Consider the following 23572-nt stretch of genomic DNA (forward strand, 5'->3'; position numbering starts at 1 on the left):
GCGTGTGCGCGCACCCACGTCGACCTATCGGCTGCAACTGAACGCCAACTTCACGCTGTTCGACGCGGCAGCGACGGTCCCGTACCTGGCCGAGCTGGGCGTCGGCGCGGTCTACGTCTCGCCCGTGCTCGCGGCGACCCCCGGCTCGACCCACGGCTACGACGTGGTCGACCCGACCCGGATCGATCCCGAGCGCGGCGGCGAGGCCGGCTGGCGGGCGCTGGTCGAGGCGACCCGGAGTGCCGGCCTCGGCCTGGTCGTCGACATCGTGCCGAACCACCTCGGCGTCGCCGATCCCGCGCAGAACCCGTCGTGGTGGAGCGTGCTGCGCCTCGGCCAGGACTCCCCGAGTGCCGACTGGTACGACATCGACTGGGCGGCCGGCCCACTGTTGCTGCCCGTGCTGGGCGACGATGCCGACCCCGGCGACCTGCGCCTGGTCCCGACCGAGGACGGCGGCGAGGTGCGCTACTTCGACCACCGGTTCCCGCTCGCGCCGGGGACCTGGCAGCCGGGCGACTCACTCAGCGCGGTGCTGGAACGCCAGGCGTACCGACTGATCAACTGGCGGCGCGGCGACGCCGAGTTGCGACACCGACGCTTCTTCACGATCACCTCGTTGGCCGGCATACGCCAGGAGGATCCCGAGGTCTTCGACGCCACCCACGAACGGGTCGCCCGCTGGGTCGGGCGCGCCGAGATCAGCGGGCTGCGGGTCGACCACCCCGACGGCCTGGCCGACCCGGCGGACTATTTCGGCCGGCTGTCCGCGCTCGCGCCCGATGCCTGGCTGGTGGCCGAGAAGATCCTCGAGCCCGGCGAGCAGTTGCCGCCCTGGCCGGTCGCCGGCACCACCGGCTACGACGCGCTGAACGAGTTCACCGGCGTCCTGGTCGACGCCTCGGCGGCCGCGGGGCTCGACCGCGTCTACCGGGAGCTGACCGATGATCAACTGTCCGCGCGCGCCCACGTCCGGGAGGGCAAGCGGCGCGCGGCGAGCGAGTTGCTGCGCGCGGAGCTGAACCGGATGACCCGGTTGACCCCGGAGTTCGATCCGGGGCAGCTCACGGAGCTGTTGATCATGCTGGCGGTGGAGTTCGAGGCGTACCGATCCTATCTGCCGCGCGGACGCGAGCTGCTCGATGCGGCGGCCGGTGCCATCGACCACCCGCTGCGCGACCGGGTGCTGGCCCGGTTGACCGATCCCGACGACGAGCTCGCCGTGCGGTTCCAGCAGTTCACCGGCGCGGTGATGGCCAAGGGCACCGAGGACACCGCGTTCTACCGGTACGCCCGATTCGTCGCGCTGAACGAGGTCGGCGGCGACGCCGGCCGCTTCGGCCTGCCGACCGACGCGTTCCACGCCGCACAGGTACGCCGGCAGCGCGACTGGCCCGAGGCGATGACCGCCCTGTCCACGCATGACACGAAGCGCGGCGAGGACGTCCGCGCGCGGCTGGCGGTGCTGTCGGAGCTGGGCGAGCACTGGACGCGGTTCGCCGAGGCGTACCTGACCACGACCGGGATCAGGGACCGCCCGCTGGGGTACCTGCTCGCCCAGGTGATCATCGGGCTCGGACCGGACCGCGACGATCCGGGGGCGCGCGAGCGGCTGCGGGCCTATGCCGAGAAGGCGATGCGCGAGGCCGCGGTGCACACGAGCTGGACCGACCCCGACGCCGACTTCGAGGCCGGTGTGCTGGCCGCCGTCGATGCGGTGTTCGACAACGCCGGCCTGGCCGACGAGCTGGCCCGCCTCGAGACACTGGTCGAACAGCCCGGCTGGTCCAATGCCCTGGCCCAGAAGCTGATCCAGCTCACGGCGCCCGGCGTACCCGACGTCTATCAGGGCACCGAACTGTGGGACGACTCGCTGGTCGATCCCGACAATCGGCGGCCGGTGGACTACCAGCGCCGACGCGCTCGACTGGCGGGGCTGAACGCCGCCCCGCCGGTCGACGACTCGGGCGCGGCGAAGCTGTGGGTGACCCGGCAGGCGCTGCGGCTGCGCCGCGACCGGCCCGAGCTGTTCAGCGGCTACCGGCCGGTGGTCGCGAACGGTCCCGCGGCGACGCATCTGCTGGGCTTCGACCGGGGCGGGGCGATCACTCTGGTCACCCGGCTTCCCTATTCCCTCGGCGAGACGGGCTGGGACGAGACCGCGGTGACCCTGCCCGACGGGACGTGGCGCGACGAGCTGACCGGTGCCGAGCACGCCGGGCAGGTCGCCGTGACCGAGCTGTTCGCGCGGTTGCCGGTCGCACTGCTGACCCGGAGCTGACGCCGAGACGGCGACGGCCCCCGGCTGCCCGCCGGGGACCGTCACCGCTCGTCGGATCAGTTCACCGACAGGTGCACGTGGTCGCGGTGGTTCTGGGTGTCCGAACCGCGATCCTCCATGTCGCGCCAGCCCTCGTCGGCGCGCTGGACGTTCCAGATCTGCTGCTGCCAGATCACGTAGCTGACGTCGTAGCGGTCGGCATTGTCGCGCAGGTACGCCGCGACGCGGTCGCCGAGCGCGCGCCCCTGCGCGGAGTCATAGTTCGGGATCATGATGTCGAGCGCCCGGCCGTCGTTGTGATCCGAGCCCGGGTCGTTGCGCACCCCGCCGATCGTGGAGATCTCCGGGAACTCCTCGCGGATGTCGTCGAGCGCGGCCTGCGCGTTGCCGCTCAGCCCGTTCGCGCCGCTGACGTCCGGGTCGCCGGTGGAGGCCTGGCGGGCGGCACCGGACGCCCCGCCGGAGCCGCCCGACCGGTGCTCGCCGGAACGCCCGCGGTCGCCGCTCGAGCGATCTCCGCGAGCTTCGTCACCGTTCTTGTTCGTGCCTCGCTCGCGGCCCTGCCCCGCCGAACGCTCGTCGCCGGAGTCCGCGGACCGTTCGAAGCTGTTGGCCTGCCGTGCCGTCTGCTGCTGGCAGTCCCGCTCCTCGCCGGTGGCGGCCTGGGCGATGCCGGCCGCGCCGGCCAGCAGGACGCCGGTCGTCGCGGCCGCGCCGACCGCGGTCCGCAGGACGATGCTTCGCTTGTTCATCGGTTTCTCACCCTTCGTCGGTGCTTGCGGGGGCCCTCGCGCCCCGCCGTCACCGCCCGAGGCTAAGAGCACACTGAGAGGTTCTCAAATGATCTTAAGGAATGCTTAGATGCCTGTGTGCCGGATGTGGCGCTGGATCAGCGCCCGGCGCGATCCGCACCTTCCTGGCGCCGAGCCCGCGACCGATCGACGGGAATCCCGCCGGCACGCGGTTCGGGCCGGCACGGGCGGCGCTCCCGGCCAAAAAAGTGCGGCTGGCCGGCCGCACCGCCCCGGTCGCGCGAAATAGGCCTCGCCCGCGCACGCGCGTAGGCTGACGCTGTTTCGCCCCGGCCAGCCAGGAGTTGCCCACAGTGCCCGAATCCGCCCGCCCGATCGGCTGGCCCGCCCTGCTCGGGGCCGCACTCATCGCCGGTCTCGGGGTCTGGTTGCGCCAGTCCGAACCGCCGCTGGACGGATTCACCGAACAGGAGTTGTTCACCCAGGTCGGCGCCGCGGCCTTCGGCCTGCTCGCGCTCGTCTGCGCGCTCGGCACCACCGGCAGCCTGCTGGAGGTGGCCCTGTTCTGGCGCCGGCCCGCGCGCTCGGAGACCGGCGCTCGCTGGGCCCTGTCCGACGCTGACGCCTATCGCCTGCGCCGCGCCGGCATCTGGGCGCTCGGCTGGGGCCTGGTGGCGCTGGTCCAGACGCCGTTCGCCGGCGCGAACGGGCTCGGCGTACCCGTCCGCTACGCCCTCGCCGACCCGGGCAGCTTCCTCGCCGCGACCCAGACCACCCCGACCTGGCTGTTCACCGCGCTCGCCGCGCTCGGGCTCGGCGCCGCCTGCCTGTTCGCCCGCTCCTGGCCCGCGGCGCTCGCCGGCACGGGCGTCGCGCTCGCCCTCAGCCTGCCGACGGTCGTCACCGCCCAGGTGTCGGTCGGCCGCGATCACGATCTGGCGACCGACGCGGCGATCATCGGTACGCCCGCGCTGGCGCTGTTGCTCGGCACGCTGTGGGCCTACCTCCGCCGCGGCGACGACGACCCGGCCGCGGCCCGGCGCGTGCGGCGGATCGTGATCATCGCCGGCCTGGTCGCCCTCGCCTGCCGGGTCGGGGTGCTGATCTTCGAGCTCGCCGGCACCGCGCCGTGGCAGTCCAGATACGGGATGGTCGCCCTCGGCCTGGTGGCGCTGCTGGCGGTGCTGGTGATCATCTGCTGGCGGCCGACCCTCACCCGCGCGCGCGCAGCCCTCGGCATCGGCACGCTCGTCCTCGGCGCCCAGGTCGCGCTGCTCGCGCTCTTCCCGCCGCGTTTCCGCGTGCCGCAGTCCCCGCAGGACAACTACCTCGGCTACGAGGTGCCCACCGGCCCGGCCCTGCCCGACCTGCTGACGCCCGGCCGGCCCAACCTGCTGCTCGCCTCCGTCGCGGCGTTCGCGATCGTGGCGTACCTGATCGGGTACGCGCGGCTCCGCCGGCGAGGCGACGCCTGGCCGCTCGTCCGACCGATCAGTTGGACCGCCGGCTGGCTGATCGTCGGCTTCCTTGCCACCTCCCAGGTCTGGCAGTACGGCTCGACCAGCTTCCGCTACCACATGATCGTCCACATGACCCTGAACGTCATCGCTCCGGTGCTGCTGGTGCTCGGCGGGCCGCTGACGCTCTGCCTGCGGCTGTGGCGGCCGGCCGCGGCGGGGGCGCTCGGCAGTCCTCGGGACGCGGCGGAGTCGATCATGGGCTGGCGGGTGCTGCACGTGCTGGCCCACCCACTGCTGGTCTGGCTGCTGTTCGTCGGCTCGTTCTACCTGATCTACTTCTCGTCGCTGTTCGAGCTCGGCATGCGCTTCCACTGGGCGCACCAGTTGATGACCTTCCACTTCCTGCTGGTCGGCTTCTGGTTCTATGCGGTCGTGATCGGCGTCGACCAGCCACCGCGCTCGCTGCCGCACATCGCCCGGCTGGGCTATGTCTTCGCCGCGATGCCCTTCCACGCGTTCTATGCGGTGATCGTGATGGGCGCGAGCGTGCTGATCGGCGCCAACTACTTCCTCTCGTTGGAGCTCGCCTGGGCACCAGACCTCGCCACCGACCAGGAGGTCGGCGGCCAGATCGCGTGGGCGATCGGCGAGATCCCCCTGCTCGCGGTGGTGATCATCTTGTTGGCCCAGTGGTTCCGCACCGACCGCCGCGAGGCCCGCCGCCGGGACCGGGCGATGGATGCCGGCCATGACGACGCCTATCAGGAGTACCAGAAGATGCTGGCCGCGCTCGCCGAGCAGGATGCGCGTACCGACCAGCGAGGCGGATCGTGACGGCCCCGGCGACCAGCCGCAGCGAACAGGCCGCCCGCATCGAGCTCGAGCTCGGCGGGATGACCTGTGCTGCCTGCGCGAATCGGATCGAGAAGAAGCTGAACAAGGTCGACGGCGCCCACGCCGTGGTCAACTTCGCGACGGAGCGCGCGGTGATCACCGGGCTGCCGGCCGCGCGCACCCCCGATCTCGTCGCCGCCGTCGAGAGGGCCGGCTACCACGCCGCGCCGGTCGCGGCCGATGCCGACCCCAACGAGACCTCGGCCCCCGACCGGGCGCGGATGCTGCTGCGTCGGCTGGCGGTGGCGGCGGTGCTGACCGTGCCGCTCGGCAATCTCGCGATCGTGCTGGCGCTGGTCCCCGGCCTGCGCTTTCCCGGCTGGGAGTGGCTGTGCGTCGCGCTGGCGATCCCGGTCGTCTTCTGGTCGGCGTGGCCGTTCCACGCGGCGACCATCCGCAACCTGCGGCACGGGGCGTTCAGCATGGACACGCTGGTCTCGCTCGGCGTCCTCGCCGCGTTTTTCTGGTCGGTGATCTCGCTCCTGCTGGGCTCGCCGGCGCAGCCCGGATACTGGCTCGGCTACGGCGTGACGCCGGCGGGCGCGGACGCGATCTATCTGGAGGTGGCGGCAGCGGTCACCACCTTCCTGCTGGCGGGACGCTATTTCGAGGCGAAGGCCCGCCGCTCGGCCCACGACGTGCTGACCGCGCTGACCCGGCTGGCGGCGAGCGAGGCGCGCGTGATCGACGCCGACGGCACCGAGCGGGCGGTCCCGGCGGCGTCGCTGCGTCCGGGTGATCGTTTCGCGGTACGCCCCGGCGAGAAGCTCGCCGCGGACGGGCTGGTGCTCACCGGCCGCTCGGCCGTCGACACGGCCATGATGACGGGCGAGCCCGTCCCGGCCGAGGTCGAACCGGGCAGCCAGGTGCTCGGCGGGACGATCAATCTGACCGGCGCCCTGATCATCGAGGCGCAGCGCACCGGCGAGCGCACCCAGCTCGCCCAGATGGCCGCTCTCGCCGAACAGGCGCAGGCCCGCAAGGCCAATGTGCAGCGGCTGGTCGACCGCGTGGTGTCGGTCTTCGTGCCGATCGTGCTGCTGATCGCGGCCGGTACGCTCGCCGGCTGGCTGCTCACCGGACACGGTGCGCGCGACGCGTTCAATGCCGCGCTGTCGGTGCTGATCATCGCCTGCCCGTGCGCCCTCGGTCTCGCGACGCCGACCGCGCTGATGGTCGGCATCGGCCGCGCGGGTCAGCTCGGCATCGTGATCAAGGGGCCGGACGCGCTGGAGGCCTCCGGGGTGATCGACACGGTCGTGCTCGACAAGACGGGCACCGTGACCAGCGGTGAGATGACCGTCGAGCAGGTGCTGCCGCTCGGGGTCGCCCGGGCGGAGTTGTTGGCCATCGCCGCGGCCGCCGAGCGGCACTCCGAGCACCCGATCGGCCGGGCGATCGCCGCCGCTCATCCGGGCGAGGCGCCGACCGCGGTCGGGCACCGGGCGCTGCCCGGCCTCGGTGCCGCCGCCACGGTGGACGGCTCGGAGGTGCTGATCGGCAGCGCGGCGCTGCTGGACGAGCGCGGCATCGGCGTACCCCCCGCGGCCGAGGCCGCGGTCGCCGAGGGCGAGGCGGCCGCGCGTACCTGCGTCTTCGTCGTCCGCGACGGCGCCGTGATCGGCGTGCTCGGGGTCGCGGATGAGGTCGTCGACTCGGCGCCGGAGGCCGTCGCCGAACTGCGGGCGTTGGGCCTGACCACGGTGCTGCTCACCGGTGACCGGGCGATCGCCGCCGAGCGGGTCGGCCGCGACCTCGGCGTCGACCGGGTGATCGGCGATGTCCTGCCCACCGGGAAGGTCGACGCGGTACGCGCGCTGCAGGATGCCGGGCACCGGGTCGCGATGGTCGGCGACGGGATCAACGATGCGGCCGCTCTCGCCTCCGCCGACCTGGGGCTGGCCGTGCTGCACGGCACCGATCTGGCGGTGAAGTCGGCCGACATGATCCTGGTCCGCCGGCATCTGTCGGTGATCGCCGACGCGATCGGTCTGGCCCGCGCGAGCCTGCGGACGATCCGCGGCAACCTGGTGTGGGCCTTTGCCTACAACGTGGCTGCCATCCCGCTCGCCGCGGCCGGGCTGTTGAACCCGCTGATCGCCGGCGTGGCGATGTCGCTGTCGTCGGTCTTCGTGGTCGGCAACAGCCTGCGGCTGCGGCGCTATCCGCGCCGGCGCGCGACCGATACGGCCCGGGGGAATCCGCCGATCTCGTGATCGTGCTACAAACTCCGGAGCCGATCGCCAGGGCGACCGGGACGCCGTGACGGCCGCCCGCTTGCCACCCCGGAAGGCGCCCGCAGCACCGCGGGCCCACCATTCGTCATCATCCGGAGGAATCTTCACATGCGTCTGCGTCCCGCCCTGTTGGCCGGCGTCCTGATCCTTGCCCCGCTCGCCGGCTGCGCGTCCGCCGGCACCGGCCCGACCCCCATGGACACGCCCATGCCATCCGGCGGCATGGACATGGGCGGCGGCAAGGGCGGCGATGGTAAGGGCGGTGACGGGGGAATGGACATGGGCGGCGCGCCGCAGTGCCCCCCGCCGGCGGCGGACGGGCCCGCGCCGGAGCGGATCGTCACCATGGATTCGGGCGCGGCGGCGTTCCTGGTCGAGCTGGGCCAGGCCGACCGGATCGTCGGCACTGCGGCGCCCGACTTCACCGAGGCGTTCGACGGCGAGCTGCGGCGCGAGCTGGATCGGATCAAGGTGATCGACCCCGGCCGCGGCAACCGCGAGCGGGTCCTGGCGGCCGAGCCCGATCTGGTGACCGGCATCTCGCTGTACGAGTTCGGCGCCTTCGACGGTACGCCGACCCTGGAGCAGCTTGCCGAGAACGGCGCGCGGGTCGTCGTCGCCTGTGACACCGCGGCGGGCCGGGCCAGCACCGGGATCGACGACACCTACCGCTACGTCGACGAGCTGGGCCGGGTGCTCGGCGTACCCGACGAGGCCGCGGCGCTGAACGATCGACTGCGCGGGGAGCTGCCGCGCATCGATCCCGGGGCGGAGCCAGTACGCGTCCTCGGGCTGTCGGCGGCGCCGACGGGCGGGCAGGGCGTGAAGACGCAGGGCGCGTCGAGCCTGGCCAACGGCATCTACACGCTGGCCGGCGGGGAGAACATCGCCGGTTCGGTGAACGCCGACTTCGCCGACCTGTCGGCGGAGGAGGTGGCGACCCGAGACCCCCAGCTCATCGTGGCGGTGACCGGACTCGGGCCCGAGTCGCCCGAGGATCTGGTCGCGGCGATCAAGGCCTCGCCGCTGCTCGCGAACACCACCGCGGTCCGCGAGGATCGGATCGTCGCCGTGCCGCAGAGCATCCTGCTCTCCCCCAGCGTGCTGAATCCCCGTGCCGCGAAGCTGATCAACGAGGCCGCGACCCGCTGAGGCCGCCGATCCGATGGCCAATCCCGATGGCTGGCGCGCCCGGCCGCTGCTGCCGAGCCGACCCGGCGCGCTCTGGGCCGGACTGCCGCTGCCGCTCGTGCTGCTCGCCGGGTCGGTGCTGCTGGTCTGCTGCGCCGCCTTCGCGGTGACGGTCGGCGCGGTCCGGATCCCGCTGACGGAGGTGATCGGCTCGGTGGGCGCGCATCTCTCCGGCCGTCCGGGCGCGGGCCCGCTGGACTACATCGTCTGGGAGTTGCGGGTACCGCGCGTCGCGCAGGCGCTGGTGGTCGGGGCGGGCCTCGCGGCCGGCGGGGCGGTGATCCAGGCATTGGTCCGCAATCCGCTGGCGGACCCGTATGTGCTGGGCCTGTCGTCCGGCGCCAGCGTGGGCGCGGTGATCGTATTGACCACCCTCGGTGCGACGGCGGCCGGGCAGCTCACCCTGCCGTTCGCGGCGTTCCTGGGCAGTGCCGCCACCGGGATCGCGGTCTTCGCGCTGGCCCGCCGGCACGGCCGGCTGCTGCCGGGGAGGCTGATCATGATCGGCGTGGCGGCCGGTCACCTGCTGGCGGGCATCACCTCGTACCTGTTGCTCCGCGGCAATTCCGCGGACGCCACCCGTCAGGTCATGTTCTGGCTGCTGGGCAGCCTGTCCGGGGCGCAATGGCCGCTGCTGGTGATCAGCTCGGTGATCGTGATCCCGCTGCTGGGCGTGATCTTGCTGCTCGCCGGCCGGCTGAACGCGCTCTCGCTCGGCGACGACGCCGCCGTCTCGCTCGGAGTCTCCCCCACCGTCGCCCGGCTGATCTTCTTCGTCCTGGCTTCGCTGGTGATCGGCACCGTCGTCTCGGTCTGTGGGCCGGTCGGATTCGTGGGTCTCGTGGTGCCGAACCTGGCCCGGATCCTGGTCGGCGCCGACCATCGCCGCTCGCTGCCGGTGTCGCTGCTGCTGGGGGCGTTCCTGGTGCTCGCCGCCGACACCGCCGCCCGCACCCTGCTGTCGCCGATCGAGATCCCGATCGGGATCATGACCGCCCTGGTCGGTGCGCCCGCCTTCGTGATCGCGGTACGCCGCAGCGCGACCGGCCAGGTGAGCCTGTGAGCACCGGGCGGCTGGTGATCGATGGGCTCGTCGCGGGCTTCGTCGACCCGATCCTGCACGGGATCGACCTCAGGATCGGGACCGGCGAGGTGTGCGCCGTGGTGGGCCCGAACGGCTCGGGCAAGTCGACGCTGCTCCGGGCGATCTACGGCGCCCTGCGCCCGAGCGCCGGTTCCGCGGTGCTCGACGGCGATGATCTTGCCCGGCTGCCGCGCGCGGAGGCGGCGCGACGGGTGGGGGTCGTCGGTCAGGCCGCCGGCGGGGGTTTCGACTTCACCGCCCGCGAGATGGTGCTGCTCGGGCGTACCCCGCACCTGGGCACGTTCGACCGTCCCGGTCCGGCCGACCACGCCATTGCCGAGGACGCGATGCGGCGCACCGGGTGTGCGCAGTTCGCGGACCGGCCCCTGTCGACGCTGTCGGGCGGCGAGGCGCAACGGGTGCTGATCGCTCGCGCGCTGGCCCAGCAGCCGATCTTGTTGTTGCTGGACGAGCCGACCAATCATCTCGATCCGCGTCACCAGCTCGAACTGCTGACCCTGCTGCGGGGCTCCGGGCCGACGGTGCTGGTCGCCCTGCACTCGCTCGACCTGGCGGCGCAGTACGCCGATCAGCTCGCGATCATGGACTCCGGACGGCTGGTGGACGCGGGGCCGCCGCACGCGGTGCTGACGGATGCGACCCTGCGCCGGGTCTTCGGCGTCTCCGGCGGCTTCGTCACCGACCCGGTGACCGGCGCCCCCCGGCTGCTGCTCCGACCGGCGGAGTGACCCCGGCGGCCGCGACGGGCGACGTCAGTCGCGGTCGTGGCGGGCGAGATCGGCATACATCTGCTGGATGGCCTCGTACGCCTCGTCCCGTCCGCTGGCGATGGCCTTGTCCCGTCGCCGAGCCTCCCGGCGGTCGGCGCGGTACCAGTGCACGAGCAGGATCAGGACGGTCGCCAGCAGGGGGATCTCGCCGATGAACCACGCGATCTGACCGGCGGCGGCCTGTTCGGCGACCGGGTCGAGCGGCGGCACCGGCGCCACGGCCGCGAAGTAGGCGGCGCCGATGATGGTCTCGGCGTCCATCACGATCACCGCGAAGAAGGAGTGGAACGGCATGGCGGCGAAGACGAACGCGAGCCGAGCCAGGTGCGGCAGTGGGCGCGGCGGTTGGTCCACGCCGATCACGACGGCGGAGAAGGCGTACCCCGTGAGCAGGAAGTGCAGGGTGATCAACTGGTGCGACCAGGGACGCGCCATCGCCAGTCCGAACAGCCCCGAGAAGTAGAGCAGGTAGAACGAGCCGACGAAGATCAACCAGATGACGACGGGGTGCGCGAGCACGCGCAGTGGCCGCCAGGTCATGATCGACTCGATCGCGTCCCGCGCGCTGCCAGCACCGCCGGCCCGCCCGGGCCGCAGGGCGCGCAGCGCCAGGGTGAGCGGACCGCCGAGCACCAGCAGCACGGGAGCGATCAGGTTCAGCACCATGTGCGCCAGCATGTGATAGCGGAAGCTGATGTCCCCGTACTGCCAGATCCGGGTCACCGCGACCGTGATCACGAGCAGCCAGCCCACCACCCAGGCGAGGGTCCGCCCCACCGGCCAGCGATCGCCCCGGCGGCGCAGCGCCCGGACCCCGGCCAGGTAGGCGATCACCGCGAGGACGGCGAGTCCGGCAAGTAGGAAGTTCGGGCGGCCCGGGAGCAGGAAGTTCGCCCCCGATGGCCCCGGTCCGATGCCGTAGCCGAGGACGAGGAGTTGCCCCGGACTGGCCCCCGCCGGCGCGGTGAGCGGGGCCAGCAGCGCCGCAGCCGCGGCGGCGGCCGCTGCTGTCCCGGCCCGGGCCGCGACCCGGCGCTGCCCCGCGATGGCCGCGGCGAGCGCCAGCACCGCCGCCGGCGCGGCCAGGCCGACGGCGTCGGTACGCAGGTCCGCGCCGGGACCGGGCGGCACCGCGAGGGCCGCGGCCGGGATGCAGGCGGCCAGCGCGAGACAGAGCAGCGCGATGGCCCCGGCCCAGGTGCGAACACGCGCGAGCAGCGCGCCCGACAGCGCGGCCAGCGCCGCGGTGAGGGCCCAGCCGAGCGGGGCGGAGGTGATCGGCAGGTCGGCGCCGAGGCGGGCCAGGACCGCACCGAGCGGCCGGTCGGACTCTCCTGCCATGGCGAACGGTACGCCGAGCGCGGCGAACCCGGCCCAGGCAAGCGCCGGCGCAATGGCGGCCCGGGCCGCCGCGCGGGCGCCGGGCGTCAGTTCGTTGCGTACCGGGCCGGCGTTCTCGCCCCGCTCCGGCCGTCGCCAGCCGATCGCGCACAGCAGGCGGGACACCGTCAGCACCGCCGCGGCTCCCGCGGCGACGCCGAAGAGTCCGGCGCCGAGGACGGTGAGCGGGTCGGGAGCGGGGGCGGGCATCGCGTCGGGATGCAGCGCGACAGCCGCGAATACGATCATGAAAACCAGCCCGGCGAGCAGGACCGTCGCGGGCCGGGATGCTGTCGCGATCATCCGGCCTGCAGCCACGCGGGCGACTCTACGCCGACGCGGCCCAGAATACGCAAAGGGCCCGGGGCTCCTTGCGGAGTCCCGGGCCCTTGCGCGGCCTCAGCCGATGATCACTTCAGGATCGTTGATCGCGCAGCGATCACTTGAGGATCGTTGATCGCGCAGCGATCACTTGAGGATTTTCGTCACCCGACCGGCGCCGACGGTGCGGCCGCCCTCACGGATGGCGAACTTCAGCTCCTCCTCCATGGCGATCGGGTGGATCAGCTTGACGGTCATGTCGGTGTTGTCACCGGGCATCACCATCTCGGTGCCGTCGGGCAGCTTGATCTCACCGGTCACGTCGGTGGTACGGAAGTAGAACTGCGGGCTGTAGTTGCTGAAGAACGGCTTGTGCCGCCCGCCCTCGTCCTTGTTCAGGATGTAGACGCGAGCCTCGAACTCGGTGTGCGGGGTGGTCGAACCCGGCTTGATCACGACCATGCCGCGCTCGACGTCCTCCTTCTTGGTGCCGCGGAGCAGCAGGCCGACGTTCTCACCCGCCTGGCCCTCGTCGAGCAGCTTGCGGAACATCTCCACACCGGTGACGGTGGTGGTCTGCTTGTCGTCGCGGATACCGACGATGTCGACGGTCTCGTTGACCTTGACCACACCGCGCTCGATGCGGCCGGTGACGACGGTGCCACGACCGGTGATCGTGAAGACGTCCTCGACCGGCATCAGGAACGGCTTGTCGATCTCGCGCTCCGGCTGCGGGATGTACTCGTCCACGGCGTTCATCAGCTCGAGGATGGACTCGGTCCACTTCTCCTCGCCCTGCAGGGCCGGGTACGCGGCGACGCGCACGACCGGCGCGTTGTCACCGTCGAACTCGTTGTCGGTGAGGAGCTCGCGCACCTCCATCTCGACGAGCTCGATCAGCTCCTCGTCGTCGACCATGTCGCACTTGTTCAGCGCGACGACCATCGACGGGACGCCGACCTGGCGGGCCAGCAGCACGTGCTCGCGGGTCTGCGGCATCGGGCCGTCGGTGGCGGCCACGACCAGGATCGCGCCGTCCATCTGGGCGGCACCGGTGATCATGTTCTTCACGTAGTCGGCGTGCCCGGGGCAGTCGACGTGGGCGTAGTGCCGGTTCTCGGTCTGGTACTCGATGTGAGCGATCGAGATGGTGATACCGCGCTGACGCTCCTCGGGAGCCTTGTCGATCTGGTCGAAAGGCGACGCCTCGTTGAGGTTCGGGTACTTGTCGTGGAGCACCTTCGAGATCGCCGCGGTCAGGGTCGTCTTGCCGTGGTCGATGTGCCCGATGGTGCCGATGTTGACGTGCGGCTTGTTCCGCTCGAACTTGGCCTTTGCCACTGGGGCTCCTTCTTCGATGATTGCCGCGCGGTAGCGGGCTGCTTGCGATGGTTACTGCTGGTCGGGCGTTGCGCTGCGCGCGGCGCAGGGCACCCGGCCAAGTTTTGTGCACGGACCCGTGACAGTCAAACCGATCGGGTCTATCATCCCGGGCCCGTGCTGCCTCGGCGGGCGGGGATCACTCCCCGCGTGCCTTGGCGATGATCTCGTCGGAGACCGTCTTCGGGGTCTCGGCGTAGGAGTCGAACTCCATCGAGTACGACGCCTGGCCCGAGGTCTTCGACCGCAGGTCGCCGACATAGCCGAACATCTCCGACAGCGGCACCAGCGCCTCGACGACCTGGTTGCCGTGCTCCTCCCGCGTGCCCTGCATCTGGCCACGACGGGAGTTGATGTCGCCGATCACGGTGCCGAGGTAGTCGTTCGGCGTGGTGACGTCGACCTTCATCATCGGCTCCAGGAGCGCCGGGTCGGCCTTGCGGGCCGCCTCCTTGAACACCTGGATGCCGGCGATCTTGAACGCCAGCTCGGAGGAGTCGACGTCGTGGTACGCCCCGTCGACCAGCGTGACCTTGATGTCCTCGACGGGGTAGCCCGCGAGCACGCCGGTCTGCATGGCCTCCTGGATGCCCTCGTCGACGGCCGGGATGTACTCCTTCGGGATGCGACCACCGGTGATCGCATTCACGAACTCATAGCCCGCGCCCGCCTCCTGCGGCTCCAGGTTGATCTGCACCTTGGCGTACTGGCCGGAACCGCCGGACTGCTTCTTGTGCACGTAGTCGACCTTGTCGACCGGGCGACGCAGGGTCTCGCGGTAGGCCACCTGGGGCTTGCCGATGTTGGCTTCCACGCGGAACTCGCGCTTCATCCGGTCGATCAGCACCTCCAGGTGCAGCTCGCCCATGCCGGCGATGATCGTCTGGCCGGTCTCCTCGTCGGTGTGCACCCGGAAGGTCGGGTCCTCCTCGGCGAGCCGCTGGATGGCAGTCGACAGCTTCTCCTGGTCCGACTTCGTCTTCGGCTCGATGGCCTGCTCGATGACGGGTGCGGGGAAGTCCATCGACTCCAGCACGACCGCGTTCTGCGGGTCGGACAGGGTCTCGCCGGTGGTGGTGTCCTTCAGGCCCATCACGGCGACGATCTGGCCGGCGCCGACCGACGCGATCTCCTCACGCTTGTTGGCGTGCATCTGGTAGATCTTGCCGATCCGCTCCTTGCGCTGCTTGGTGCTGTTCTGCACCGTCGAGCCCGCCTCGAGCTTGCCCGAGTAGAGCCGCACGAAGGTCAGCTTGCCCAGGTGCGGGTCGGCCGCGATCTTGAACGCCAGCGCCGAGAACGGCTCGTCGTCGGACGGCTTGCGCTCGATCTCGACCGACTCGTCGCCGGGCTTGAAGCCCTGGATGGCCGGGACGTCGACCGGGGACGGCAGGTAGGCGATGACGGCGTCGAGCAGGGGCTGCACGCCCTTGTTCTTGAAGGCCGAGCCGCAGAACACGGCGGTGATCGCCGACGACAGCACCGCGCGCCGGACGGCGTGCTGGAGCTGCTCCTCGGTGGGCTCCTCGCCCTCCAGGTAGAGCTCCATCAGCTCGTCGTCATGCTCGGCGACGGTCTCGATCAGCTCGGCGCGGGCCGCCTGGGCCTCCTCGAGCATGTCGGCCGGGATCTCCTCGACCTCGTAGTCCTCGCCCAGCTTGGTCTCGCCGCGCCAGGTCAGGGCCTTCATCCGGATCAGGTCGACCACGCCGATGAAGTCGGCCTCGGCACCGATCGGCAACTGCATCACGGCCGCGGTCGCGTTCAGACGCTCGCGGATCGTCTTGACGCAGAAGTCGAAGGACGCGCCGGTGCGGTCCAGCTTGTTGACGAAGCAGATCCGCGGCACGTTGTAACGGTCGGCCTGACGCCACACGGTCTGGCTCTGCGGCTCGACGCCGGCCACCCCGTCGAAGACGGCGACGGCGCCGTCGAGGACGCGGAGCGAGCGCTCCACCTCGACGGTGAAGTCGACGTGCCCGGGGGTGTCGATGATGTTGATCTGGTGATCCTTCCAGTGGGCCGTGGTGGCCGCGGAAGTGATCGTGATGCCGCGCTCCTGCTCCTGCTCCATCCAGTCCATCGTGGCGGCGCCGTCGTGGACCTCACCGATCTTGTAGGTGATGCCGGTGTAGAACAGGATGCGCTCGGTCGTGGTGGTCTTGCCGGCATCGATGTGCGCCATGATGCCGATGTTGCGGACCTTGCCCAGGTCGGTCTTGATGTCGACAGCCATCGGAGAGCGTTCAACCTCGAATCTGTGTTTGCGGTGGGTGGTGGGGCGGCCGGGAGCCGTGACCACCAGTTGATGAAACGGCGGTCCCGGCGCCGGTATTCCGGCGCCGGGAGCGCGTCACCAGCGGTAGTGGGCGAAGGCCCGGTTGGCCTCGGCCATCTTGTGGGTGTCCTCGCGGCGCTTGACGGCGGCACCCAAGCCGTTCGAGGCGTCGAGGATCTCGTTCATCAGCCGCTCCGACATCGTCTTCTCGCGACGGGCGCGCGAGAAGCTGACCAGCCAGCGCATCGACAGCGTGGTGGCGCGGGCCGGCTTGACCTCGACCGGCACCTGGTAGGTGGCGCCACCGACCCGGCGGCTCTTCACCTCGAGGCTGGGGCGGACGTTGTCCAGCGCACGCTTCAGCGTCTGCACCGGATCGACACCCGTCTTCGCGCGGGTGCCCTCCAACGCGCTGTAGACAATGTCCTGGGCGGTGGTCTTCTTGCCGTCGGTGAGAACCTTGCTGACCAACTGGCTGACCAGCGGCGACCCGTAGACGGGGTCGGCCATCACGGGACGCTTCGGGGCGGGGCCCTTGCGAGGCATTACTTCTCCTTCTTCGCGCCGTAACGGCTGCGAGCCTGCTTGCGGTTCTTCACGCCCTGCGTGTCGAGCGAACCGCGCACGATCTTGTAACGGACACCCGGCAGGTCCTTCACACGCCCGCCGCGGACCAGCACCATCGAGTGCTCCTGCAGGTTGTGCCCGACGCCCGGAATGTAGGCGGTCACCTCGATCCCCGACGACAGCTTGACGCGGGCCACCTTGCGCAGCGCCGAGTTCGGCTTCTTCGGGGTGGTGGTGTAGACGCGGGTGCAGACGCCGCGGCGCTGGGGCGAACCCTTCAGCGCGGGGGTCTTGCTCTTGGCGACCTTGTCGGACCGGCCCTTGCGGACCAACTGCTGGATTGTGGGCACCGGCTGGTATCTCTCTCTATTCGGTCTGGCGCATGTCGTCGGTCTGACTCATCGCCTGGCGTTCCTGCTGCAAACCTGTCGGTTCAAACATCGCGCCCGCGGGCGGCCGGGACGAAACCCGGCCATCGGCCAGCGGTGCGGATGTTCGCTGTACGCTGCAGATGCCGTCGGGCACCGGGGCATGCGCACATGGTCCGGGCGAGCCGAACACAAGCGTCCATGCTAGTCGACGCGCCGGGAAGGGTCAAAAATTCTGGCGGTCGCCGACGGCGCGGGATTCACGCAACGTTCACGTGCGTCGCTCAGAATGGACGCGTGCAGCAGGCCAGCACGGACGTGCTCCCCGAATCGGCGGACCAGGTTGCCACCGCGCCCGGTCCGGCGGGTCGCGTGATCGTCATCACCGGGGCCATGGCGGCCGGCAAGTCGACGGTCGCCGAGTTGCTGTCGGCCCAGTTGCCGCGATCGGTGCACGTGCGGGGCGATCTCTTCCGCCGGATGATCGTCAACGGCCGCGAGGACATGACCCCGCAGCCCAGTCCGGATGCGCTCGAACAGCTCGCGCTGCGCTACGACCTGGCCAGCCACGCCGCGGATGCCTATGCCGCCCGCGGCTTCGACGCGATCGTCCAGGACGTGATCATCGGCGAGCACCTGGCCAGCTTCATCTCCCGCATCCGGACCGCCGAGCGGTTCCTGGTCGTCTTGTCACCGACCGTGTCCGCGCTGGAATGGCGCGAGGAGCAGCGCCAGAAGGCGGGCTATGTGCACTTCTCCCCCGGCGCGCTGGACAGCCAGTTGCGCCAGGAGACCGCGCGGATCGGTTACTGGCTCGACTCCTCGGCACAGACGCCGCAGGAGACGGTCGACGACATCCTCGACAACCTGGAGCGCGCCCGCGTCTGAGCCCGCCTCACTCCGCGGCGTACCGCTGCGCGATCGTGGTCTGCGGGTCCGCCGCCTTCCACTGGTGGAACGACCGGTCCAGCTCCCAGCCGCGAGCGGTCTGCGTGATCGTCTTGCGCTCGGCGTTGTCGGGATTCTTCAGCGACTCGAAGTATTCGACGGTCCAGCCGAACCAGCGCATGCAGAACAGCCGCATGGTGAGCCCGTGGGTCACCAGCACGATGTCGCCCGGCGTACCCGGATCGGCGAAGGTCACCTCCAGGCCGCCGATGAAACCGGCAACCCGGTCATAGACGTCGGCCCCCGATTCGCCGTCGCGGAACCGGTAGAAGAAGTGCCCGTAGCGATTGCGCCGCTCCTTCTGCGCCGCGATCTCGGCCGGGTCCTGGTAGTTCGCCCAGTCCTGCTCGCGCAGCCAGGGCTCCTCGATGATCGACTCGGGCCGGTCGAGACCGAGCGCGAGCAGGGTCTGGTGGGCCCGCAGATAGGGCGAGACGTAGACGCGCACCGGCCGGTCGGCAAGAGCGGCACGCAGGCCGCGACCCGCGGCGCGGGCCTGGTCGTGGCCGCGTTCGGTGAGCGGGATCCGATAGTCGGGTACGCGCTCGTAGACGGTCGGGTCGACATTGGCCACCGACTCCCCGTGCCGCACGAGGTGGATCCGGCGACCGGGCGTGGTGTCTCGCGTCGCGCCGGTGGGCATGGGCGCCAGCCTAGCCAGCCCGCTGCTGCCCGAGCCCGGCCACGGCGGAGCGGACCTGGGCGATCGCGGTACGCCCGGACACGGTGCCGAGCATCACGCGCTGGGCGAGACCGTCGGCCGCCGACGTCAGCCATCGGGCGCGCTCTCGCGCCCGGGCCGGCGGCAGACCCGTGAGCTCGCTGACCAACTCGGCGGCCAGCCGGTCGCCGGCGGCGACCGCGTCGCGCACCGCGGCCACCGCTTCGGTGCGGCGCGGCGCCCAGCCGAGATAGCTGTGCCAGATCGCGACCGCGGTGCGGCCGGTCTGCGTGGTCGGGATGCGCTGGGTGAGCAACCGGGTCAGTCGCTCCGCGGCATCACCCTCGACTGATTCGTACGCGCGCCGCGCGGCCGCCGCGAACTCGGCGATGCCGTGCAGCAGCAGCGCATCCTTGTCGGCGAAGTAGTGCTGGATCCGACCGATGGAGACCCCCGCCGCCTCGGCGACGCGCCGCAGGCTGACCGCGTCGATGCCGTCCGTGGCGATGACCAGCCACAGGGCGTGGGTGATCTCGCGGCGGCGCTGCTCCTGATCGACCACGCGAGGCATCGAGCGAGCGTACCAGTACGGACGACTTGCAAACAGCGTAACGATATGTTCGTATTGAAACGTGCCGTCATCCCCCGCCCCCCGCCTCAAGCGCCGCTTCTCCCGGTGGGCCGCCGCGTTGATCATCGTCGTCGTCCTGGTCGCCGCACTGGCGTATCTGATCAAGGATCCGAGCCCGGTGGGCTACTGGCGCTCGGCGGCCGGACAGGATGCCTACCGGGCGGCCTATGCCGAGGCGATGACGAAGCTGCCCGCTCCGGACGCCATCCTCGACATCCGCACCGACTACGGCATCGTCCGGGTGTACCGCTTCGACGCTCGCTCGGGTGGGCAGCAGACGCCGGTGGTGCTGGTGCCCGGGATCCGTTCCGGTACGCCGATGTGGCAGGCGAATCTGCCGCTGCTGCAGCGCGAGCGAACGGTCTTCGCCCTGGATGCGCTCGGCGATGCCGGGCTGAGCATCCAGGACCGCCCGATCCGGACGCCGCAGGACCAGGCGAACTGGCTCGACCAAACCCTCGCCGGCCTCGGCATCGAGCGCGCGCATGTCGTCGGGCACTCCTTCGGCGGCTGGGCGGCCGCCAACTTCGCGGCCCGGTTTCCGCGGCGGATCGCCTCACTGAGCCTGCTGGAGCCGGTCTATGTCTGGGAGGGGCTGCCGGCGAGCACCATCGCCAAGTCGATCCCGGCCGCGCTGCCGTTCCTGCCGAAGGCGTGGCGAGACGCGATGCTGGCCGACTTCGGCGGCGCCACCACCAGCGACCTCGACGACCCGGTCGCCCGGATGATCGATGCCGGGATGGCGAACTACCGCAGCGCGCTGCCCGCGCAGCCGGAGTTGATCACCGGGGAGCAGCTCTCGGGACTGCCCGTCTACCTGGCGCTGGCCCCGCGGAGCGTGATGCACGACGCGCAATCGGTTGCGGACAAGGCGAAAGCGAGCACACCCGGGATCGAGGTGCAGATCTGGCCGGACACCAGCCACTCCCTGCCGATGGAGGTGCCGGGCCCGCTGAACGACCGGCTGCTGGCGTTCATGTCCGCGCACGACCAGCGCTGACCGGCGATCGCTCAGGCGTCCGCGGCCACCCGGAAGCCGGTGTGGCCGAGGGCCGAGTCCGGGGTGGTCTGGGTCCGCGCCGCCACCCGGTAGCGGTTGCAGTACGAGGAGTGGCACAGATAGGAGCCGCCACGAACCACCCGCGCCATGCCCCAGCGCGGGCCCTGCGGGTCGACCCGGGTCTGCTCGATGTCCTGGACATGCCAGCGTGCGCTGAACCAGTCCGCGCACCATTCCCAGACATTGCCGGCTGTGTTGTGCAGCCCGTACCCGTTCGGGGGGTACGCCGTGACGGGGGCCGTCCCGGCGTACCCGTCCTCGGCGGTGTTGATCTCGGGGAACGTGCCCTGCCAGATGTTGGCGCGGTGCTCACCGCCGGGACTCACCTCATCCCCCCACGCGTAGGCGGCGCCCACCAGGCCGCCGCGGGCCGCCTTCTCCCACTCGGCCTCGGTGGGCAGCCGGACGCCGCGCCAGCGGCAGTAGGCCTGCGCGTCGTGCCAGGAGACCTGGACGACCGGATGGTCGAGGCGATCGCCGATGCCGGAACGCCCGCCCTCGGGATGCGCCCAGTCGGCGCCGCGCACCGCGCGCCACCAGGGGGCGCCGGGAACCCCGGCGTCCATGATCACCGCATCGGGCGCGACCATGCCGCCGAAGACATAGGACCAGCCGAAGCCCTCGGCCTCCGTGCGGTAGCCGGTCGCGTCGACGAATGCGGCGAACTCCGCGTTGGTCACGGCCGTCGGCGAGATCCGGTACGCCGAGAGGGTGACCGTGCGGACCGGTCCCTCGCCGTCGGCGGGATGCGCCCGGGGCGAGTCGCTGCCCATCGCGAATGGCCCGGCCGCGATCTCGATCAACTCCGCGGGCGCGCTGCCGGGTGACTCGCTCACCCCGCGATGGTAGTGCGTTCGATCGGGTGGACCGGATCGCGGACCCGCCTTTGTAGATCAAATTAATCGACTATGTTTGCCGGCATGAGTTGCCCGACCGCCGCGCACCTGCCCTGGACGCGCCGCCACGTCGATCTGGGTCGGCTCTGTTGCGCGCTGTGTTGCGCCGCCCACCGCTGATCCCGGCGGTCCGCGCACCCCATCCATCGCAACATCCCAGGAGACAGTCATGCCCGATTCCAGCCACCTCGAACTCGCCCGATCGCTCGCCCGCACCCCCGAACTGTGGGAACGGTTCGTCGACTTCGATGCGACCAGCCGTTACTACCACCGCCTCCTCGCCCGGCCAGACCGCGAGGCCTGGCTGCTCACCTGGCTGCCCGGCCAGGGCACCGACTGGCATGATCACGGCGCCAGCGCCGGGGCATTCGTGGTGCTCGGCGGAACATTGCGCGAACAGGTCGCCCGAGAAGACCGCGCGGGGGTGCTGCGCCCGGGGGCAGATCTGCGCTGGGGAGCCGGCCGGTCGCGCGCGTTCGGCACCGATCACGTGCATCGCGTCACCAACCCCACCCTGGAGCCGGCCATCAGCCTGCACGTGTATGGGCCCAGACTGACGGTCATGAATCACTATTCCGAGTCCGGCACCGAGCTGGTGCGCTCCGACCGCCGGCTGGCCGGGGCCGACTGGTGAGCGGCGTCGACGAGTTGCTGGAGCGCGCCCGCGCCGGCCTGACCCGCGTACCACCGGAGCGCCTGCGCGCCGAGCACGAGGCCGGCGCGTGGGTGATCGACATCCGTCCGCAGGCCCAGCGCAACGAGCACGGCGAGATCGACTTCGCGACCGTGATCGAGCGCAATGTCCTGGAGTGGCGGCTCGACCCGACCAGCGAGGCGGCACTGCCCGAGGCGTCGAGGGATGCCCGGATCGTGGTGGTCTGTCAGCAGGGGTACGCCTCGAGCCTGGCCGCGGCAACGTTGCAGCAGCTCGGGATCGCCCGGGCAACCGACCTGATCGGCGGCTACGACGCCTGGCGCGAGGCCGAGGACGGAGCCTGACCCGCGTCTGGGGCGGCGAAGCGCGCCTGCTGGCTGCGCTCACCCAACACCTGCGCGGTGACCCAACAGCTATAGGTGTTGGGTCACCGCGCAGGTGTTGGGTGAGCGGGGCTTCAGCGACGGGCCGCTGCCCCGGCGCGGGGTGAGGAAACCGGACCACACCCGTCCTGATCGGTGTCTAGCGTGAGCCGCATGGACACCCCATCACTGCTGCTCGCACCCGACACGACACCCGGCGACTCGACGGTGCTCAACCCGTTCGTGATCGTCGAGAACGCGCCGGGCCTGATCGACTTCGTCAGCGCGGTCTTCGGTGCCACCGAGGATCGGGCCGCACGCACGCCGATGCCCGACGGCCTGCTGATCCATGCCGAACTCGACTTCGGCTCGGGCCGGCTGCTGCTTGCCGATCGACTGCCCGGGTGGCCCGCCCGACCAGGCCTCCTGCAGGTGTGGGTCCGCGACGCCAGTGCGGTGCTCACGCGGGCGCATACCCGCGGGGCAACGGTGATCACCGAACCGACCGCCTTCTATGGCGAGACCACGATCGCGCGGATGAGCGACCCGTGGGGCAATGTGTGGTGGCTCTACCAGCTCGCGCCACGGCAGCCGGACCCGACGCCGAGCTGGGAGGGCGGCGACGACACCATCTTCGCGACGATCGACGCCGCGATGCGTGACCTCGCCGGCGGCACGAAGCGCGGGCCGGCGCAGGACCCACCCCGCCCCCGGCTGCGGCAGATCGTGCTGGACTGCCCGGATCCGCGCGCGCTCGCGGAGTTCTACCGCGAGCTGCTGGGCTGGGCGTACAGGCCCGGCGACGAGCCGCCCCCGCCCGGCGAGCCCGACCCGCTCGGCTCCGACTGGCTGGTGCTGCGGGCACCCGACGGGCCGGGCCTCGCCTTCCAGGCCGTCGAGTCGCTGCCCGAACCGACCTGGCCCGATCCGGCAGTACCGCAGATGGCGCACCTCGATACCACGGTTCCCGATCGTGGCACGCTCGCCGCGGTGCACGAGCGTGCGCTCTCGCTCGGGGCGCGGCTGATCCTGGACCGGACCGACAGCCCGGACGAGCCCCTCTACGTCTATGCCGACCCGGCCGGCCATCCGTTCTGCGTATTCGTTGCCGCCGACTGACGCGCAGTCGCCTCAGCGCCAGCTCCGCCAGGTGTTCCAGGGACGGAGCCTGACCCGCGCCTGGGGCGGCGAAGCGCACCCGCCTGCTGCGCTCACCCAACACCTGCGCGGTGACCCAACAGCTACAGGTGTTGGGTCACCGCGCAGGTGTTGGGTGAGCGGGGCTTCAGCGACCGGCCGCTTCTCCGGTCTTGCGGACACCCGCGGCGAACGAGGACGCGAACGAGGGCCGGGCGCCACGCGCCCGGCCCTCGCC

General features: G+C 71.3%; 20 protein-coding genes. 11 read left to right on the forward strand and 9 right to left on the reverse strand.

Annotated elements, in window-relative coordinates; translation table 11 throughout:
* Positions 1–4: 4 nt before the first annotated feature.
* A complete protein-coding gene (gene treY, locus GGQ54_RS05140) occupies positions 5–2281 on the forward strand; it encodes a malto-oligosyltrehalose synthase (protein WP_179444419.1) in 2277 nt (758 codons plus the stop codon).
* A 56-nt stretch (positions 2282–2337) separates the two neighbouring features.
* Here the strand turns inward: treY and GGQ54_RS05145 are convergent, their stop codons facing one another.
* A complete protein-coding gene (locus GGQ54_RS05145) occupies positions 2338–3033 on the reverse strand; it encodes a VldE C-terminal domain-containing protein (RefSeq protein WP_179444420.1) in 696 nt (231 codons plus the stop codon).
* A gap of 353 nt (positions 3034–3386) precedes the next feature.
* Between GGQ54_RS05145 and GGQ54_RS17560 the strand changes: the two genes are divergently transcribed.
* The 5 genes from GGQ54_RS17560 to GGQ54_RS05170 all read left to right on the forward strand — a co-directional run bounded on the left by GGQ54_RS17560 (position 3387) and on the right by GGQ54_RS05170 (position 10648).
* Positions 3387–5327: a cytochrome c oxidase assembly protein gene (locus GGQ54_RS17560; protein WP_179444421.1), complete on the forward strand. Its 1941-nt coding sequence runs from the start codon at positions 3387–3389 to the stop codon at positions 5325–5327.
* Positions 5328–5386: 59 nt separating this feature from the next.
* Complete coding sequence (locus GGQ54_RS05155) at positions 5387–7603, forward strand: heavy metal translocating P-type ATPase (RefSeq protein ID WP_179446430.1); 2217 nt, start codon at positions 5387–5389, stop codon at positions 7601–7603.
* 129 nt (positions 7604–7732) lie between these two features.
* On the forward strand, positions 7733–8776 hold the full coding sequence (locus GGQ54_RS05160) for an ABC transporter substrate-binding protein (RefSeq protein ID WP_218843706.1): 1044 nt from the start codon (positions 7733–7735) through the stop codon (positions 8774–8776).
* 13 nt (positions 8777–8789) lie between these two features.
* Positions 8790–9878, forward strand: a complete 1089-nt coding sequence (locus tag GGQ54_RS05165) for a FecCD family ABC transporter permease (RefSeq protein ID WP_179444422.1) — start codon at positions 8790–8792, stop codon at positions 9876–9878.
* The gene (locus GGQ54_RS05170; RefSeq protein ID WP_179444423.1) at positions 9875–10648 is read left to right on the forward strand and encodes an ATP-binding cassette domain-containing protein; all 774 of its coding nucleotides are present in this window, start codon (positions 9875–9877) and stop codon (positions 10646–10648) included. Before GGQ54_RS05165 ends, GGQ54_RS05170 begins: the two co-directional genes overlap by 4 nt.
* A 24-nt stretch (positions 10649–10672) precedes the next feature.
* Here GGQ54_RS05170 and GGQ54_RS05175 read toward each other — a convergent pair whose 3' ends face one another.
* The 5 genes from GGQ54_RS05175 to rpsL all read right to left on the reverse strand — a co-directional run bounded on the left by GGQ54_RS05175 (position 10673) and on the right by rpsL (position 16966).
* Positions 10673–12388 (reverse strand): cytochrome c oxidase assembly protein, encoded by a 1716-nt coding sequence (locus GGQ54_RS05175; protein WP_179444424.1) that lies wholly within the window; start codon positions 12386–12388, stop codon positions 10673–10675.
* Positions 12389–12538: 150 nt separating this feature from the next.
* The gene (gene tuf, locus GGQ54_RS05180; RefSeq protein WP_179444425.1) at positions 12539–13732 is read right to left on the reverse strand and encodes an elongation factor Tu; all 1194 of its coding nucleotides are present in this window, start codon (positions 13730–13732) and stop codon (positions 12539–12541) included.
* Positions 13733–13910: 178 nt separating this feature from the next.
* On the reverse strand, positions 13911–16007 hold the full coding sequence (fusA, locus tag GGQ54_RS05185; protein ID WP_179444426.1) for an elongation factor G: 2097 nt from the start codon (positions 16005–16007) through the stop codon (positions 13911–13913).
* Between the two features lie 117 nt (positions 16008–16124).
* Positions 16125–16595, reverse strand: a complete 471-nt coding sequence (rpsG, locus tag GGQ54_RS05190; RefSeq protein ID WP_179444427.1) for a 30S ribosomal protein S7 — start codon at positions 16593–16595, stop codon at positions 16125–16127.
* Positions 16595–16966 (reverse strand): 30S ribosomal protein S12, encoded by a 372-nt coding sequence (rpsL, locus tag GGQ54_RS05195; protein WP_179444428.1) that lies wholly within the window; start codon positions 16964–16966, stop codon positions 16595–16597. Before rpsL ends, rpsG begins: the two co-directional genes overlap by 1 nt.
* A gap of 315 nt (positions 16967–17281) precedes the next feature.
* Between rpsL and GGQ54_RS05200 the strand changes: the two genes are divergently transcribed.
* Positions 17282–17872 carry an AAA family ATPase gene (locus tag GGQ54_RS05200; RefSeq protein WP_343045857.1) on the forward strand — a complete coding sequence of 197 codons (591 nt, stop codon included), beginning with the start codon at positions 17282–17284 and terminating at the stop codon, positions 17870–17872.
* Between the two features lie 7 nt (positions 17873–17879).
* Here the strand turns inward: GGQ54_RS05200 and GGQ54_RS05205 are convergent, their stop codons facing one another.
* Together GGQ54_RS05205 and GGQ54_RS05210 are read right to left on the reverse strand one after the other, a co-directional pair.
* Positions 17880–18575, reverse strand: coding sequence for a histidine phosphatase family protein (locus GGQ54_RS05205; protein WP_179444430.1), 696 nt, complete (start codon positions 18573–18575; stop codon positions 17880–17882).
* Positions 18576–18585: 10 nt separating this feature from the next.
* The gene (locus tag GGQ54_RS05210; RefSeq protein ID WP_179444431.1) at positions 18586–19164 is read right to left on the reverse strand and encodes a TetR/AcrR family transcriptional regulator; all 579 of its coding nucleotides are present in this window, start codon (positions 19162–19164) and stop codon (positions 18586–18588) included.
* 61 nt (positions 19165–19225) lie between these two features.
* Here GGQ54_RS05210 and GGQ54_RS05215 point away from each other — a divergent pair, with 61 nt between their 5' ends.
* Positions 19226–20224 carry an alpha/beta fold hydrolase gene (locus tag GGQ54_RS05215; RefSeq protein WP_179444432.1) on the forward strand — a complete coding sequence of 333 codons (999 nt, stop codon included), beginning with the start codon at positions 19226–19228 and terminating at the stop codon, positions 20222–20224.
* 11 nt (positions 20225–20235) lie between these two features.
* Here GGQ54_RS05215 and GGQ54_RS05220 read toward each other — a convergent pair whose 3' ends face one another.
* Positions 20236–21120, reverse strand: a complete 885-nt coding sequence (locus GGQ54_RS05220; RefSeq protein ID WP_343045858.1) for a formylglycine-generating enzyme family protein — start codon at positions 21118–21120, stop codon at positions 20236–20238.
* A 229-nt stretch (positions 21121–21349) separates the two neighbouring features.
* Here GGQ54_RS05220 and GGQ54_RS05225 point away from each other — a divergent pair, with 229 nt between their 5' ends.
* From GGQ54_RS05225 to GGQ54_RS16880, 3 genes are all read left to right on the forward strand, one after another.
* Positions 21350–21814 (forward strand): cysteine dioxygenase, encoded by a 465-nt coding sequence (locus GGQ54_RS05225; RefSeq protein ID WP_179444433.1) that lies wholly within the window; start codon positions 21350–21352, stop codon positions 21812–21814.
* Positions 21811–22179 (forward strand): rhodanese-like domain-containing protein, encoded by a 369-nt coding sequence (locus tag GGQ54_RS05230; RefSeq protein ID WP_179444434.1) that lies wholly within the window; start codon positions 21811–21813, stop codon positions 22177–22179. Before GGQ54_RS05225 ends, GGQ54_RS05230 begins: the two co-directional genes overlap by 4 nt.
* Positions 22180–22371: 192 nt before the next feature.
* Entirely contained in the window at positions 22372–23316 is a 945-nt protein-coding gene (locus tag GGQ54_RS16880) for a VOC family protein (protein WP_246292555.1), read from the forward strand.
* Positions 23317–23572: the final 256 nt, after the last annotated feature.

Origin of the sequence: Naumannella cuiyingiana (assembly GCF_013408305.1) — a bacterium.
GTDB classification, from domain to species: domain Bacteria; phylum Actinomycetota; class Actinomycetes; order Propionibacteriales; family Propionibacteriaceae; genus Naumannella; species Naumannella cuiyingiana.